Source organism: Burkholderia sp. AU33423 (assembly GCF_002223135.1).
In the GTDB taxonomy this organism is placed as follows: Bacteria; Pseudomonadota; Gammaproteobacteria; order Burkholderiales; family Burkholderiaceae; genus Burkholderia; species Burkholderia lata_D.
In genome coordinates, this window is the sequence record NZ_NKFH01000004.1 from 1920657 (window position 1) to 1936837 (window position 16181).

At 66.3% G+C, this 16181-nt stretch carries 17 protein-coding genes; 3 read left to right on the forward strand and 14 right to left on the reverse strand.

Going from position 1 to position 16181, the window contains the following annotated elements; all coding sequences use genetic code 11:
- Positions 1-4 precede the first annotated feature (4 nt).
- From bamC to CFB50_RS11705, 9 genes are all read right to left on the reverse strand, one after another.
- Positions 5-1150 carry an outer membrane protein assembly factor BamC gene (gene bamC, locus CFB50_RS11665; protein WP_069248335.1) on the reverse strand — a complete coding sequence of 382 codons (1146 nt, stop codon included), beginning with the start codon at positions 1148-1150 and terminating at the stop codon, positions 5-7.
- A 111-nt stretch (positions 1151-1261) separates the two neighbouring features.
- Positions 1262-2167 (reverse strand): 4-hydroxy-tetrahydrodipicolinate synthase, encoded by a 906-nt coding sequence (gene dapA, locus CFB50_RS11670; RefSeq protein ID WP_089445923.1) that lies wholly within the window; start codon positions 2165-2167, stop codon positions 1262-1264.
- A gap of 48 nt (positions 2168-2215) precedes the next feature.
- Complete coding sequence (locus tag CFB50_RS11675; protein WP_089445924.1) at positions 2216-2818, reverse strand: class I SAM-dependent methyltransferase; 603 nt, start codon at positions 2816-2818, stop codon at positions 2216-2218.
- A gap of 8 nt (positions 2819-2826) precedes the next feature.
- A complete protein-coding gene (locus CFB50_RS11680; protein ID WP_011352534.1) occupies positions 2827-4029 on the reverse strand; it encodes a tryptophan--tRNA ligase in 1203 nt (400 codons plus the stop codon).
- Between the two features lie 8 nt (positions 4030-4037).
- Positions 4038-4700: a site-2 protease family protein gene (locus tag CFB50_RS11685; RefSeq protein ID WP_039364721.1), complete on the reverse strand. Its 663-nt coding sequence runs from the start codon at positions 4698-4700 to the stop codon at positions 4038-4040.
- Positions 4701-4749: 49 nt separating this feature from the next.
- Positions 4750-5382 (reverse strand): L-threonylcarbamoyladenylate synthase, encoded by a 633-nt coding sequence (locus CFB50_RS11690; protein ID WP_089445925.1) that lies wholly within the window; start codon positions 5380-5382, stop codon positions 4750-4752.
- Positions 5383-5454: 72 nt separating this feature from the next.
- Positions 5455-6285 (reverse strand): 3',5'-nucleoside bisphosphate phosphatase, encoded by an 831-nt coding sequence (locus tag CFB50_RS11695; protein WP_179254183.1) that lies wholly within the window; start codon positions 6283-6285, stop codon positions 5455-5457.
- Between the two features lie 81 nt (positions 6286-6366).
- Positions 6367-7257 (reverse strand): alpha/beta fold hydrolase, encoded by an 891-nt coding sequence (locus CFB50_RS11700; RefSeq protein ID WP_089445927.1) that lies wholly within the window; start codon positions 7255-7257, stop codon positions 6367-6369.
- Between the two features lie 178 nt (positions 7258-7435).
- Complete coding sequence (locus CFB50_RS11705; RefSeq protein WP_089445928.1) at positions 7436-8293, reverse strand: ferritin-like domain-containing protein; 858 nt, start codon at positions 8291-8293, stop codon at positions 7436-7438.
- Between the two features lie 142 nt (positions 8294-8435).
- Between CFB50_RS11705 and CFB50_RS11710 the strand changes: the two genes are divergently transcribed.
- The 3 genes from CFB50_RS11710 to CFB50_RS11720 all read left to right on the forward strand — a co-directional run bounded on the left by CFB50_RS11710 (position 8436) and on the right by CFB50_RS11720 (position 10434).
- Positions 8436-8960, forward strand: coding sequence for a gamma carbonic anhydrase family protein (locus CFB50_RS11710; protein WP_089445929.1), 525 nt, complete (start codon positions 8436-8438; stop codon positions 8958-8960).
- Between the two features lie 25 nt (positions 8961-8985).
- Complete coding sequence (hslO, locus tag CFB50_RS11715) at positions 8986-9936, forward strand: Hsp33 family molecular chaperone HslO (RefSeq protein WP_089445930.1); 951 nt, start codon at positions 8986-8988, stop codon at positions 9934-9936.
- Between the two features lie 135 nt (positions 9937-10071).
- Complete coding sequence (locus CFB50_RS11720) at positions 10072-10434, forward strand: hypothetical protein (RefSeq protein WP_069249327.1); 363 nt, start codon at positions 10072-10074, stop codon at positions 10432-10434.
- An 89-nt stretch (positions 10435-10523) separates the two neighbouring features.
- Here the strand turns inward: CFB50_RS11720 and ftsB are convergent, their stop codons facing one another.
- The 5 genes from ftsB to CFB50_RS11745 form a co-directional block, all read right to left on the reverse strand.
- Entirely contained in the window at positions 10524-10949 is a 426-nt protein-coding gene (gene ftsB, locus CFB50_RS11725; protein WP_046546044.1) for a cell division protein FtsB, read from the reverse strand.
- Positions 10950-11030: 81 nt separating this feature from the next.
- Positions 11031-12314, reverse strand: a complete 1284-nt coding sequence (eno, locus tag CFB50_RS11730; RefSeq protein ID WP_011352544.1) for a phosphopyruvate hydratase — start codon at positions 12312-12314, stop codon at positions 11031-11033.
- A gap of 106 nt (positions 12315-12420) precedes the next feature.
- The gene (gene kdsA, locus CFB50_RS11735) at positions 12421-13275 is read right to left on the reverse strand and encodes a 3-deoxy-8-phosphooctulonate synthase (RefSeq protein ID WP_089445931.1); all 855 of its coding nucleotides are present in this window, start codon (positions 13273-13275) and stop codon (positions 12421-12423) included.
- Between the two features lie 2 nt (positions 13276-13277).
- Positions 13278-14930: a CTP synthase gene (locus tag CFB50_RS11740; protein WP_089445932.1), complete on the reverse strand. Its 1653-nt coding sequence runs from the start codon at positions 14928-14930 to the stop codon at positions 13278-13280.
- A 180-nt stretch (positions 14931-15110) separates the two neighbouring features.
- Positions 15111-15956 (reverse strand): alpha/beta fold hydrolase, encoded by an 846-nt coding sequence (locus CFB50_RS11745; protein WP_089445933.1) that lies wholly within the window; start codon positions 15954-15956, stop codon positions 15111-15113.
- Between the last annotated feature and the right edge of the window lie 225 nt (positions 15957-16181).

Genomic DNA, 16181 nt, shown 5'->3' on the forward strand with positions numbered 1-16181 from the left:
GCGCTTAGTTCAGCTGCGCGTGGAGCAGCGAAATGATCCGCTGTGCGTCCGACGAGTTGTCGACCTGGCCGTTTGCGCCGACCACCGCTACCTGCGTGCTGCCGTTGCCCTGCGCACGCACGTTGACGAGGTACTCCTTGCCCGGCTTCGCGGCCGACGGGCCACCATAGAACAGCTTGCCGAACAGGCCGTCGCGCTTGAGCTCTTCCATCGTGTTCGCATAGCGCACGGTGTACACGCCCTTCTCGCGATCGCGATTGTCGACCGCGAAGTTGGTGCGGTCGAGCGCCAGGCCCACACGCAGCCATGCGCGGTCGAACGACTCGGCCAGTTGGAGCGTCGCCCCGCCGCTGCTGGTGTCGCTGACCTGCGCCGGCGCCGTCGCGGGACGGGCATCGGTCAGCAACTGCTTCGCCTGCGCATCGGTCAGGCCGAACTTCTGCATCAGCTTCGACAGGAATACGGCTTCGAGCACCGGGTTGCGCGGACGCTCTTCCCAGCGTGACGACGTGCCGCCCTGCGGGCCGACCATCATTTCTTCCATCGCGCTGTGCGTGATCGAGATATCGGTGTTGCCGTCCGACGTGCGGTTCACGAGCGTACGGAAGCGGTCGCGCGTGCCGGACGAGTACGCGAAATCGATGACCTTGCCGATCGTGCGGCGGAACCAGTCGTCGGGAATGTTCGCGCGGTTTTCAGCCCAGTCGGTGGCCATGATGCCCGTCGACGGCGCATCGGTCTTCAGCGAGAAGCCGTTCTCCTGCCAGAACTCCTTCAGGATCGGCCACAGCTGCTCGGGCGTCCGGCCATCGACGACGAGCCAGCGGCGGTCGCCGTCGCGCTCGATGTGCATGCCGAGCGGATCCTGCGCGCTCGGGATGCCGTCGGTCGCGTTGCCAGCCTGCGTCGTGACCCGCGGCGGCAGCGTGCCGAGGCCGGCGTTGGTCGGCGGCGCGACGAACTGCTGCGTCGTCTGCACCGGCTTCAGGTCGCTCGGCACGGCAAGCGGCGGCGCCGAGCCGGTGTTCTTGTAGTTGACCCGGTCGGGGGCCAGGTAGTCGTTCAGCGTATCGCAGCCAGCGAGCGCGCCCAGCGCCAGCGCCATCACCGACATCTGGATGGCGCGAGAGGAAAAGGCGAAACGTTTCATGAAATCCTTCGTCTTGCTAGAACGCTCGTCAGGAGCGGCGCCGGACGGAGCCGGCCGGTGCGGGTTGATCAGGGTTCGAGCCGGCGGCCGCAGGACGCGGCCGCCTCGGCATCAGGCGAGGACGCCGGCCTCGACGAGGGCCGAACGCACGGCTTCGTGGCAGCGCTCGTCGAGCGCCGTGAGCGGCAGCCGGATGCCGCCCTGCATCTTGCCCATCGCCTGCAGCGCCCACTTCACCGGAATCGGGTTCGCTTCGATGAACAGGTTCTTGTGCAGCGACAGCAGCTTCATGTGCAGCGCGCGAGCCGTCTGTACGTCGCCGGCCAGCGCCGCGCGGCACAGATCGCTCATCGCGCGCGGTGCGACGTTCGCCGTGACCGAGATATTGCCGTGGCCGCCGAGCAGCATCAGCGCGATCGCGGTCGGATCGTCACCGCTGTAGATCGCGAAATGCTTCGGCGCAGCCTTGATCAGGTGCGCGGCGCGATCGATGTTGCCGGTCGCCTCCTTCACGCCGATGATGCCCGGCACGTCCGCGAGGCGCAGCGTCGTCTCGTTCGCCATGTCGGCGACCGTACGGCCCGGCACGTTGTACAGGATCACCGGCAGGTCGACCGCTTCGGCGATCGTCTTGAAGTGACGGTACATGCCTTCCTGCGTCGGCTTGTTGTAGTACGGCACGACCTGCAGCGTCGCGTCCGCGCCGACAGCCTTCGCGTGCTTCGTCAGCTCGATCGCCTCGGCGGTCGAGTTGCCGCCCGCGCCCGCGATGATCGGGATGCGTTTCGCCGCATGCTCGACCGCCGTGCGGATCATCAGGATGTGCTCTTCGACGTTGAGCGTTGCCGACTCGCCGCTCGTACCGACCACGACGAGCGCATCGGTGCCTTCCGCGATGTGCCAGTCGATCAGTTTGCGAAACGCCGGCAGGTCGAGACTGCCGTCTTCGAGCATCGGGGTGACGATCGCGGGGATGCTGCCGCGGATTTGAATGCCGTCTTGGGTGCCGTTAGCCATGAAACGCGATTGAGATTATGTACCGGTAAACATTGAGATTGTAGCGGATTAGCCGGGCAGTTCGTAACGTGGAATTCCCGCCCCCGCCTTCGGGGTCGCGCCCTCGCGCACTGCGCAGAGACGCTGGACGAACGCCTCGCGCGGCGCGGCGACGAACCCGTCCTCGTACGCAACCACCCGCAGGCGGCCGTGCACGGCGTCCAGCAGCTCGCCCGGGGCGAGCAGGAACGCGGGGTTGGACGGTTTCCCGACCGTTTCGTTTCCTTGCGCGAAGGTTTCGTAGATCAGCACGCCACCCGGCGCCACCGCATTGAGCAGATGGGGCCAGAGTGGACGATGCAGATAATTCGTGACGACCACCGCCGCAAACTGCTCGCCGGCCGGCAACGGCCACGGCGCGCCTTCGAGATCGGCGTCACGGGCGTCGACGCCCGGAATCGAACACAACGCGGCCAGTGCGGCCGGGTCGCGCTCGAGTGCGACGACCGCATGGCCGTGCGACGCGAACCAGCGCGCATGGCGGCCGCCGCCGGCGGCGACATCCAGCACCACGCCGCCCGGCGACACGAGCCGCGACCATTGCGCGACCCAGCGCGACGGCTCGGCCTGGGCGACGTGGCCGCCCGCGGCGGCGATGACGGATACGCTCATGCGGTCGATCAGTTGTACGACAGGCCCATCGCGTCGCGCACGTCGCGCATCGTTTCCGTCGCGTACTTGCGCGCCTTGTCGCAACCGTCCGCGACGATCGCACGCAGCAGCGACGGATCGTCCATGTACTTCTGCGCGCGTTCGAGCATCGGCTGCTGTTCGCGCAGGATGCCTTCGACGACCGGCTGCTTGCAGTCGAGGCAGCCGATGCCCGCCGAGCGGCAGCCCTTCTGCACCCAGTCGTGCGTCGCTTCGTCGGTATAGACCTGATGCAGCTGCCACACCGGGCACTTGTCGGGGTCGCCCGGATCCGTGCGGCGCACGCGCGCGGGATCGGTCGGCATCGTGCGGACCTTCTTCGTGATCGTCTCGGCGTCTTCCCGCAGGCCGATCGTGTTGCCGTACGACTTGGACATCTTCTGCCCGTCGAGGCCCGGCATCCGCGATGCTTCGGTCAGCAGCGCCTGCGGCTCGACGAGGATGATCTTGCGCGCGCCTTCGAGATAGCCGAACAGGCGCTCGCGGTCGCTCATCGACAGGCTCTGCGATTCCTGCAGCATCGCGCGCGCCTGTTCGAGCGCCTCGTCGTCGCCCTCCTGCTGATAGGCGTTGCGCAGCTCGTGATAGAGCTTCGCGCGCTTGCCGCCGAGTTTCTTCGCGGCATCGAGCGCCTTCTCCTCGAAGCCCGGCTCGCGGCCGTACAGGTAGTTGAAGCGGCGCGCGATCTCGCGCGTCATCTCGACGTGCGGCACCTGGTCTTCACCGACCGGCACGAGCGAGCCGCGATACAGCAGGATGTCGGCCGCCATCAGCACCGGGTAGCCGAGGAAGCCGTAGGTCGACAGGTCCTTGTCCTTCAGCTTCTCCATCTGCTCCTTGTAGGTCGGCACGCGTTCGAGCCAGCCGAGCGGCGTGCTCATGCCGAGCAGCAGCGCGAGTTCGGCGTGCTCGGGCACCTTGCTCTGGATGAACAGCGTGGCCTGCGCCGGATCGATGCCGGATGCGAGCCAGTCGATCAGCACGTCCCACACGTTCTTCTCGATGACCTCGGGAGTCTCGTAGTGCGTCGTCAGCGCATGCCAGTCGACGACGCAGAAGAAGCACGGGTACTCGGACTGCAGCTTCACCCAGTTTTTCAGCACGCCGTGGTAGTGACCGAGGTGCAGCGACCCGGTGGGTCGCATGCCGGAGAAAATACGTTCAGGGAACATGATTGTCGTTAGAGAAGCGAGGCGAATGGGGACAGGATGGCGCTCAGGACGGCGTAGCCGACGTTGACGAGCGGGCGCAGCCAGAAGTTCGTCAGCACGCCCGTCGCGACCAGCACGAGGACGATGATGAAACCGTACGGCTCGATGCGCGACAGCGCGATCGATTGCTTCGTCGGCAGCAGCGCCGCCAGGATGCGGCCGCCGTCGAGCGGCGGCAACGGAAACAGGTTCAGCACGCCGAGCACGAGGTTCGCGCTGACGCCGGCAAACGCCATCCGCGTGAAGAAGGGCTCGTCGATGCCGACGGCGGGCAGCACGAGGGTCAGCACACCCCAGATCAGCGCCTGCACGAAGTTGCAGGCCGGGCCTGCGAGCGATACCCACAGGCTGCCCCAGCGCGGATCGCGCAGGTTGCCGAACGACACCGGCACCGGCTTCGCATAGCCGAACAGGAACGCGCCGCCCGTCAGGAAATACATCGCGAGCGGGATCGCGATCGTGCCGAGCGGATCGATGTGACGCATCGGGTTGAACGACACGCGCCCCATCATGTAGGCGGTATTGTCGCCGAGCAGGCGGGCGGCGTAGCCATGCGCGGCCTCGTGCAACGTGATCGCGAAGATCACGGGCAGCGCATAGACGGCGATGGTCTGTATCAGGGAAGCATCCATATCGCGTTATTGTAACAAGCGCACTCGCGCAAAAAATGGAACGGCGCGCTTACGCGGCCGAGAGTCCGAACGGCTCGAGCGCGCCGCGCCCCGCGCGCACGAGTTCGGGCTCGTCGCCGGTCAGGTCGATCACGGTCGACGGCTCGCGCGGGCATGCGCCGCCGTCGATCACGAGGTCGACCTGTTTCTCGAGCCGCTCGCGGATTTCTTCGGGATCGTTGAGCGGCTCGTCGTCCGGCGGCAGGATCAGCGTCGTGCCGAGCAGCGGCTGGCCGAGCGATTCGAGCAACGCGAGCGTGATCGCATGATCGGGCACGCGCAGCCCGATCGTCTTGCGCGACGGGTGCGACAGCCGGCGCGGCACTTCCTTCGTCGCCTGCAGGATGAAGACGTACGGGCCCGGCGTCACCGACTTGATCTGCCGGTACTGGCGGTTGTCGACCATCGCGAAGTTGGCGAGCTCCGACAGGTCGCGCACGAGCAGCGACAGGTGCTGCTTCTCGTCGAGGCCGCGAATCCGGCGCACGCGCTCGACCGCGTCCTTGTCGTCGAGATGGCACGCGAGCGCATAGCTCGAATCGGTCGGCATCGCGATCACGCCGCCCTTGCTGACGATTTCCACGGCCTGCTTGATCAGGCGCGGCTGCGGATTTTCCGGGTGAATCCTGAAGAACTGGGACATGGGGGGTCGTAAAGGGGGAGAAGTCGGGTGCGCGCGGCCGCAGCAACGCAGGTGGCAGGCCGCCGCCCGGTGTCAGAGCCAGCGTTCCCAGACCGGTGTCAGGTCCGGCGGCAGCGGCGGCAGGCTGCCGAGCTCGACACGGCCCTCGCCTGGCGCATGGAAATCCGAGCCGCGCGACGCTTCGAAGCCGAAGCGGCGTGCGACGTCCGCATATTCGCGGTACTGGTCGGGTGCGTGGCTGCCCGTGACGACCTCGATCGCGCGACCGCCCAGATCGATGAACTCGCCGAAGAACGCGTCGAATTCGACGGGCGTATAGCGGTAACGGCCCGGATGCGCGACCACGGCTTCGCCGCCGGCCGCCCGAATCCACGCGACGGCATCGGGCAGCGTCGCCCAGCGGTGCGGGACGAACCCGGGCTTGCCGTCGCCGAGCAGCCGATCGAACACGTCGGACGTCGACGTCGCGTGGCCGTTTTCAACGAGGAAGCGGGCGAAGTGCGTGCGCGAGATCAGGTCGGGATTCGACACATACGTCAACGCACCTTCGTACGCACCGGGAATGCCGAGCGTGGCAAGCTGCTCGCCGATCGCCACCGCGCGCGCCGCGCGGCCGTGGCGCGTGCGGTACAGGCCGTCGACCAGCACCGGATTCGCGGGATCGACATTCAGACCGACGATGTGCACGGTGCGCGACGCCCACGTGACCGAAATCTCGACGCCGCTCAGGTAGCGCATGCCGAGCGCTTCCGCTTCGCTGCGCGCCGCTGCCTGGCCGCCGATCTCGTCGTGGTCGGTCAGCGCCCACAGGGTCACGCCGCCGGCATGGGCGCGGCGCGCGACGTCGGCAGGCGGCAGCAACCCGTCGGAAACATTCGAATGGCAGTGGAGATCGGCGTTCATTGTCGGCATGGCAGGTAAGGCTTCATTCTACTGCAACGCGGCAATGCGCCGTCCGCGTGCCCCGCCGCTGCCGCCGCGCGCTTACGCGCAGAACGCCTCGATCAGCGCCGCGATCTGCTCGGGCTGGTCGTGATGCACCATGTGGCCGGCATCCTCGACGAGCTTCTCGCGCCAGTCGGGGAACGCGTTGAAGCGCGCCTTGAATTCCGGCAGCGGGATGTCGCCCGCGATGTGGGCCAGCGTCGGCGAATTGACGGCTTCGACGTGCAGCACCTTCGCGCGCACCTGCGCCCAGGTGGCCATCACTTCGTCGAGCCGGTACAGCAGCGGGCCCGGCATCTTGTGCGCCGGGTCGGCCAGCAGGTGGTATTGGCCGTCGTCGCCGCGCTTCGACCAGTGCGCGGCAAGGAACGCCGCACGGCGCGGGTCAAGCCGCGGATTGGTCTTGGTCAGGCGCGCCTCCACGTCGTCGAGTGATGCGTAAGGGCGCAGCACGGGCGGTTCACGCAACTCGTCCAGCCAGCCGCGCAACCGGCGCGGCGCCTGTTCGGCTCGCGCGGGCGCCAGCCCGAAACCCTCGAGATCGACCACGCGCCGCACGCGCTCCGGCCGCGCGCCGGCATACAGGCACACGACGTTCGCGCCCATGCTGTGCCCGACCAGGTTGACTTCGCCGGTCGGCGCATAGTGGTCGACGAGTGCATCGAGGTCGCCCAGATACTCGTGGAACCAGTAGTGGCCGCCGCCCTGTCGCGCGACCGGCCAGTCGGACAGCCCGAAACCGCGCGCATCGGGTGCGACCACCTGCCAGTCGCCCGCGAGCGCATCGACAACGAACTGGAACGACGCCGCGACGTCCATCCAGCCGTGCAGCATGAACAGCGTGGGCGCATCGGGCCGGCCCCAGCGCCGGACATGCAGCTGGACGCCGCGCACCGTGACGAAATCGGAAACAGAACTCGAGGCACTCATTGCAGCCGCCAGAAAAAAGAATGATCGTTCGATTATAGCGGCGACGCCCTCTTTCCGGCGTCCGGCAATCGAGGCGCCGCTCTAGCGGCGCGCATAAGCCAGCGGCCGCCGGGACGCGCCCTGTCCCGGGCACCCGGGTCGGCTGGCGGCAGTCGACGCGCGGCCGAACGCGAGCCGGCTAGCGTGGCGCGTTGCTGTCCGCCACGTCCTGCGCGGCCAGTTCGTCGAGTTCGGCCTGCTCGAATCCGGCATCGCGGCGCGCATCGAAATTGAACGGGCCGCGCAGCCGCGGCGCGTGGTATTGCTCGGCGAGCTGCCGGTAGGTCGGCACCGGATCGCGGCCGGCTTCGTCGCACAGATGCCGGAACCAGCGGTTGCCGATCGCGACATGGCCAATTTCGTCACGCAGGATCACATCGAGGATCGCAGCCGACGCATCGTCGCCCGCCTGCACGAGCCGCGCGCGGATCGGCGGTGATGCATCGAGCCCGCGAGCCTCGAGCGTGCGAGGTACGAGCGCCATGCGCGCCAGCACATCGCCCTTGGTTCGCTCGCACATCTCCCACAGACCGTTGTGCGCGGGAAAATCGCCGTACGCATGCCCGAAAGCCGCCAGGCGGTCGGACAGCAGCGTGAAGTGATAGGCCTCCTCGGCCGCCACCTTCAGCCAGTCCGCGTAGAACGGGGCCGGCAGGCCCGTGAAGCGCCAGACCGCGTCGAGCGCCAGGTTGATCGCATTGAACTCGATATGGGCAAGCGCGTGCAGCAGCACGGCGCGCCCTTCCGGCGAACGCATGCTGCGTCGCTCGAGCTGGCGCGGCTCGACGAGCGGCGGCCGCGTCGGCCGGCCGGGCAGATCGGCCGGTTCGGGGACTTCGAGCGACGGCGCGATCGCCGCCTGCCCGGCCCGCAGTGCGTCGTAGAGCGCGCGCACCTGGGCGGCCTTGGCCGCGGGTTCGGCGTCACGCAGCGCGGCCAGCGCGGTGCGGCGCACGCAGGCAGACGCATTGCCGAAAGAAGAAGACTCCATGCTCATAAACGGGGACACCCTGCGTGCGCATCGCGGGAGCGCACGCACGCGACGGTTTACAATAGGCGATTGTTCCGCGGCGCATGCGCCGGGCAAACCAGACGCGCCATTCTACCGGCGCCCTTCATCGAAGAGACAAGGAGACTCCGTGACGATCTACAAGCTGGGCGATACAGCCCCGACGATCCACGAAAGCGTATTCGTCGCCGATACGGCGGCCATCATCGGCAAGGTCGTGCTCGAGGAGAACGCGAGCGTCTGGTTCGGCGCGACGATTCGCGGCGACAACGAGACGATCACCGTCGGTGCAGGCAGCAACGTCCAGGAAGGCGCGGTTCTGCACACGGACCCCGGCTTTCCGCTGACGATTGCCGAAAACGCGACGATCGGGCACCAGGCCATGCTGCACGGCTGCACGATCGGCGAGGGTTCACTGGTCGGTATCCAGGCGGTGGTCTTGAATGGAGCGGTCATCGGCCGCAACTGTCTGGTTGGTGCCGGCGCGGTCGTGACGGAAGGCAAGACGTTCCCGGACAACTCGCTGATTCTCGGCGCACCGGCGAAAGTCGTGCGCGAGCTGTCGGCGGAAGACATTGCGCGGCTGCGCACGAACGCGAAGACGTACGTCGAGCGGCGTGCGCATTTCAAGGAGCAACTCGTGCGGATCGGGTGATTCGCACGGATTTCAAGGAAGAAGAGTGAGCGACCAGTTACAGAAATTCATGTTCAATGCGGCGCCCGTGCGCGGCGAGATCGTTTCGCTGCGCAATACGTGGCAGGAAGTGCTCTCCCGCCGCGACTACCCTGCCCCGGTGCGCACGGTGCTCGGCGAGATGATGGCCGCGTGCGCGCTGCTGTCCGCGAACCTGAAATTCAACGGCACCCTGATCATGCAGATCTTCGGCGACGGGCCGGTCCAGATGCTGGTCGTCCAGTGCGGTTCGGATCTGTCGATGCGGGCCACCGCGAAGTTCGCCGGCGACTCAGCCCAGACGATCGGCGACGACACCAGCTTCGCATCGCTCGTCAATGCGAGCGGCCACGGCCGTTGCGTGATCACGCTCGACCCGGCCGACAAGCTGCCGGGCCAGCAGCCGTACCAGGGCATCGTGCCGCTGAACGGCGTCGACGGCCCGCTCGAATCCGTCTCGCAGGTACTCGAGCATTACATGCATCACTCGGAGCAGCTCGACACGCGGATGTGGCTCGCGGCCGATCGCGACCGCGCGGTCGGCATGCTGCTGCAGAAGCTGCCGGGCGACGGCGGCATCGTGCCGCGTAACGCCGAAACCGATACCGATACGTGGGAGCGCGTCTGCACGCTCGGCGGCACGCTGTCCGCACAGGAACTGCTCGAAGTCGAACCGGAAGTCGTGTTCCGCCGGCTGTTCTGGCAGGAAAACGTGCAGCACTTCGAACCGGCCGGCACGCGTTTCCAGTGCTCGTGCTCGCGCGAGAAGGTCGGCGCGATGCTGCGCATGCTCGGCCGTGAAGAAGTCGACAGCGTGATCGTCGAGCGCGGCCATGTCGAGATTCATTGCGAGTTCTGCAACCAGCGCTATGAATTCGATCCGGTCGATGTCGCGCAGCTGTTCGCGGCACCCGGCGTCGAGACGGGCATCGCGCCCGCGACCGAGCAGCGTCATTGATCAGTGGCCCGATGCCCGTCGTCCGGGCACGGGCGCATAATGGACGCACGAGCGTCGCACGCAAGGCTCCCGCGCCGAAGTCACGCACTTCGGCGCAAGCCGCTTCCCGTCGTCGGCGCGCTGCAGGAGAAACACATGAATCGCCCGCTTCATCGTCCGTTCCGCATCATCGTCCTGACGAGCGTTGCCGCCGGCACGCTCGCGCTGGCCGGCTGCGCGATGCCGCCGCCGACTTCCACGATCCTGAGCCGCCTGCCCGAACCCGGCGCATCGGGCGGCCAGCCGCCCGTGCTGTCGAGCGCCGAACGCAAGCGCTATGACGAGATCGACCAGCAGGTGCTGCGCGAACAGAACAGCGCGATGGCAGCCGAGGCCGCCGCGCGCGCCTGGGCCTATTACTCGCCGCCGCCGGTGACGGTCTACGGCGGGTATTACGGCGGATGGGGCAATCGCTGGGGCTCGGGCATCAGCTACGGCTACCCGGGATGGTGGTGGTGAGCGTGCATCGCTCAGCCGATTGACTACCGGCAGGAAATAAAAAAGCGCGGCATTTCCCGCGCTTTTTCAATGGGTTCGAGCTACCGTGCTCAGTGATGCGCGGCCTTGCCCTTGTCGCCGCCATGATGCCGCGACGGCTTCGCAATCGACTGCGGATTCGGCACGACACGCACCGGTGCCGCGGACACGGCGCCGCGCGTCGACGTATTCGACGGCGTGTTGTTCAGCGGTACAGCAGGCGCATTCGGCGACACGAACTGCACGAATACCTCGCCGTCCTTCACCATGCCCATCTCGTAGCGCGCGCGCTCCTCGATGGCCGCCGTGCCGCCCTGCAGATCCTGCACTTCACCAGCGGTGCGCTCGTTGCGCAGCTTCTCGTCCGCGTTCTTCTGGAGCTGGTCGTCGAGCTGCTGACGCAATTCATGCACCCGCAGCCAGCCGCCGTGTCCCCACCATAGGGGGTACTGAATGAGCGCCAGCAAGGCAATCAGGACGACAGTGACAAGCCGCATGTAAGAACCGCAGATATAAGAAGCGCCGCTCCGCGCACATGCACAGAGCGGCGTCGATATGACGAACCCGATAGTAGCGCGTTAGCGCAGGTTATAGAAAGCCGATTTACCCGGGTAGCTTGCGATGTCGCCGAGATCTTCCTCGATGCGCAGCAGCTGGTTGTACTTCGAGATGCGGTCGCTGCGCGACAGCGAACCCGTCTTGATCTGACCGGCGTTCAGGCCGACCGCGATGTCCGCGATCGTCGAATCTTCCGTTTCGCCCGAACGGTGCGAGATCACGGCCGTGTAGCCTGCACGCTTCGCCATTTCGATTGCCGCGAACGTTTCGGTCAGCGTACCGATCTGGTTGATCTTGATGAGGATCGAGTTCGCGATGCCCTTCTCGATGCCTTCCTTCAGGATGCGCGTGTTCGTGACGAACAGGTCGTCGCCGACCAGCTGCACCTTCTTGCCGAGGCGGTCGGTCAGCAGCTTCCAGCCTTCCCAGTCGCTTTCGTGCATGCCGTCCTCGATCGACACGATCGGGAACTTGTCGGCGAGCGTCGCGAGGTAGTCGGTGAATTCGGCCGACGACAGTTGCAGGCCTTCGCCCGCGAGTTGGTACTTGCCGTCGTGGTAGAACTCGGATGCCGCGCAGTCGAGTGCGAGCAGCACGTCTTCACCGGCACGGTAGCCGGCCTTCTCGATCGCCTGCAGGATCGTCGACAGGCACTCGTCGTTGCTGCCGAAGTTCGGAGCGAAGCCGCCTTCGTCGCCGACTGCCGTGCTCATGCCGCGGTCGCTCAGGATCTTCTTCAGTGCGTGGAACACTTCCGCGCCGCAACGCAGGGCTTCACGGAACGTCGGCTGGCTCACCGGGACGATCATGAATTCCTGGATGTCGAGGCTGTTGTTCGCGTGCGCGCCGCCGTTGACGATGTTCATCATCGGCACCGGCAGTTGCATGGCACCCGAACCGCCGAAATAACGGTACAGCGGCAGGCCGGCCTCTTCGGCGGCTGCCTTCGCGACGGCCATCGACACGGCCAGCATCGCGTTCGCGCCGAGGCGCGACTTGTTGTCGGTGCCGTCCAGCTCGAGCAGCGTCTTGTCGAGGAACGCCTGTTCCGACGCGTCGAGGCCCATGATGGCTTCGGAGATTTCGGTGTTGATGTGCTCGACTGCCTTCAGCACGCCCTTGCCGTTGTAGCGGCCGGCTTCGCCGTCGCGCAGTTCGATCGCTTCACGCGAGCCGGTGGACGCGCCCGACGGCACCGCCGCGCGGCCCATCGTGCCCGATTCGAGCAGCACGTCGCATTCGACGGTGGGGTTGCCGCGCGAATCCAGAATCTCGCGGCCGATGATATCTACGATTGCACTCATGGGTTTCCTCTGAGAATGACGATGGATTCTTCAAACTGCGACGGCGCGCGCGCCTGAACCGCTTTCGCTACTGACGCGCGAAGCCGTCGCAAGGTTCATTCGATCTTTAATTGAAATCGTTTTCCAGGAACGGATTGCGCTTCACCGCCTGGTCGAGCGTGACGAGGGTCTCCAGCAGCGCACCCATCCGGTTCAGCGGCACCGCGTTCGGGCCGTCCGACTTTGCTTCGGCCGGATTCGGGTGCGTCTCCATGAACAGGCCCGCGACGCCCGTCGCGACTGCCGCGCGCGCGAGCACCGGCACGAATTCGCGCTGGCCGCCCGAGCTCGTGCCCTGCCCGCCCGGCAGCTGCACCGAGTGGGTCGCATCGAACACGACCGGCGCGTTCGTCTCGCGCATGATCGCGAGCGAACGCATGTCCGACACGAGATTGTTGTAGCCGAACGAGACACCGCGCTCGCACGCCATGAAGCGGTCTTCCGACAGTCCCGCTTCACGGGCGGCGTCGCGCGCCTTGTCGATCACGTTCTTCATGTCGTGCGGCGCGAGGAACTGGCCCTTCTTGATGTTGACGGGCTTGCCCGAGCGCGCGCACGCATGGATGAAATCGGTCTGGCGGCACAGGAACGCCGGCGTCTGCAGCACGTCGACGACCGACGCGACCTGCTCGATCTCTTCGATCGAATGCACGTCGGTCAGCACCGGCAGGCCGAGCTGGCGTTTCACCTCGGACAGGATCCGCAGGCCCTCGCCCATTCCGAGGCCACGGAACGACTTGCCCGAGCTGCGGTTCGCCTTGTCGTAGGACGACTTGTAGATGAACGGAATGTTCAGCTTCGCGCAGATTTCCTTCAGGCGGCCCGCCGTGTCGATCGTCATTTGCTCCGATTCGACGACGCAGGTACCCGCGATCAGGAAGAAAGGCTTGTCGAGACCGACCTCGAAATCGCACAGCTTCATGCTTACACTCCGCGCGCTTGCTTGTTGGCAAGCGCAGCTTCGACGAACGACTTGAAGAGGGGATGACCGTCACGCGGCGTGGACGTGAATTCCGGGTGGAACTGGACGCCGACGAACCACGGGTGCATCGAACGCGGCAGTTCCATCATTTCCGGCAGATCCTCGCTCGGGGTACGGGCGCTGATGATAAGGCCGCCGGCTTCGAGCTGGGGCACGAAGCGGTTATTGACTTCATAACGGTGGCGATGGCGCTCGTTCACGTCCTTGCCATAGATCTCTTCCGCCATCGTGCCCGGCTTGATCGGGCAGCGCTGCGAACCCAGGCGCATCGTGCCGCCGAGATCGGATTCCTCGGTGCGCGTCTCGACCTTGCCGTCGCGGTCGTACCACTCGGTGATCAGCGCGACCACGCGTTCCGGCGTGTCCGGCTCGAATTCCGTGCTGTTCGCCTGTTTCAGGCCGACGACGTCGCGCGCGAACTCGATCACCGCGAGCTGCATGCCGAGGCAGATGCCGAGATACGGCACCTTGGCTTCACGCGCATAGCGGATCGCCGCGATCTTGCCTTCCGTGCCGCGACGGCCGAAACCGCCCGGCACCAGCACGGCGTCGAGATGCTTCAGGCTGTCGACACCGTTCGTCTCGATCTCTTCCGAGTCGATGTATTCGATGTTGACCTTGGTCGACGTGTGCAGCGATGCGTGGCGCAGCGCCTCGATCAGCGACTTGTACGACTCGGTCAGGTCGACGTACTTGCCGACCATGCCGATCGTCACTTCGTGCTTCGGGTTCTCGAGCTTCTCGACGAGCGCCGACCACATGGTCAGATCGGCGTCCTTCGGCGACAGCTTCAGTTCCTCGCAGATGATGCGGTCGAGGCCCTGGTCGTGCAGCATCTGCGGAATCTTGTAGATGCTGTCGGCGTCCCACACCGAGATCACGGCGTCTTCCGGCACGTTCGAGAACATCGAGATCTTCTTCGATTCGTCGTCCGGAATGCGGCGGTCCGCACGGCACAGCAGCACGTGCGGCAGGATGCCGATCTCGCGCAGCTTCTGCACGCTGTGCTGGGTCGGCTTCGTCTTCAGCTCGCCGGCCGTCGCGACGTACGGCACCAGCGTCAGGTGCACGAAGCACGCGCTGTTGCGGCCGAGGCGCAGGCTCATCTGGCGCGCGGCTTCCAGGAACGGCAGCGATTCGATGTCGCCGACCGTGCCGCCGATCTCGACGATCGCGACATCCGGCTCACCGCAGGTGGCCGACGCGGCCCCGCGCTCGATGAACGCCTGGATTTCGTTCGTGATGTGCGGAATGACCTGCACGGTCTTGCCGAGATAGTCGCCGCGGCGTTCCTTGCGGATCACCGATTCGTAGATCTGGCCGGTCGTGAAGTTGTTGGCCTTGCGCATCTTCGTGCTGATGAAGCGCTCATAGTGGCCGAGGTCGAGGTCGGTCTCCGCTCCGTCTTCCGTCACGAACACTTCGCCGTGCTGGAACGGGCTCATCGTGCCGGGGTCGACGTTGATGTACGGATCGAGTTTGAGGAGGGTGACTTTCAGACCGCGCGATTCGAGGATCGCGGCGAGAGAGGCGGCGGCAATACCCTTGCCGAGGGAAGAAACTACGCCGCCGGTGACGAAAACATATTTGGTCATCGCTGGATGCTCGCGGGAAAAACGGATTATACCGTAAAGCCCGCCCTTCTCTCAGCAATTGGCGTGATGATCGCGCCCTTTCGCGCCGCCCCGCATCAGCCGTGCTCGCCGGGGCGAAGCCGCCCGCCGGCCGGTGCAACCGCGCGTGCCGGAGGCGGCCCCCGGCCGCCGAACCGTGCGTCAGGCGCGCTTCGCGAGCGGGGTGACGGCACGCGACACATCGCCCTCGGCCGCCCTCAGCGAATTCAGCATCCGCTGCAATGCGCGGGCGGTCTCGAGCGGCCGCTCCATCGGAAACAGGTGGCTGCCTTCCAGCCATTCGACGCGGCCGCGCGCCGCGCGGCGTGTCGCATCGAGCCCGACCTGGCGCACCTCGCGCGAACGCGTCCCGGCGAGGAAGCCGAGCGGCACCGGCGCGCCGTGCGCGAGCCGCGGGCCGAGCGTGTGCGGCAGTGTCCGGTAGATCAGGTATTCGACCTGCCGGTCGAACGCGAGCGAGCGCTCGCCGTTGGCGCCGGCCTGCGGAATCCCGTAGTCGATGTAGTCGGCCAGCATCCGTTCGTCCCAGCGGGCGAACGCCGGTTTCTCGCGGAAGTGCCGCCAGGCTTCGTCACGGCTTACCCAGTGTGTACGCCGGTTGCGCGTCGCGGCAGCCGGCGACAGCCGCTCGTCGAGCCCCGCCCACTGGCTCGCGCGCAATGCGCCGGCGCGCCAGCCCGCGATGATCGGCGAATCGATCATCACGACGCCGCGTACCCACTGCGGCTTCTTCAGCGCGGCCATCAGCGACAGGTAGCCGCCGAGCGAATGGCCGACGAGCCAGACGGGACGCTCGTAGCGGCTGCCGATGTCGTCGAGCAGTTGCTCGACGAGATGCGGCCAGTCGCGCGTCACCGGGTAGCGGCGGTCGTGGCCGATCCGTTCGATGTAGCGCAGCTCGTAGTCGTCGGCCAGTTCGGCGAAGATCGTGCGGTACGTCGATGCCGGAAAGCCGTTCGCATGCGAGAAGTGGAGGATGTCCTTCAAACGCCGATGTCTCCTTTGTCGACCGGAGTTGGCGCTTCAGCGCCTACTCCGGTCCCATGCTTCGCGGTCGACAAGAGTTAGTCGCTTTAGCACTTACTCTCGTCCCATGCTTCGCGGTCGGCCGGAGTCAGTGCTTCAGCAACTTCTCCGGTCCCATGCTTCGCGTTCTGCCGGGCCCATGCTTCGGCATCGAGCGCGGCTCCCGGGCCATCTTATTGATACGCC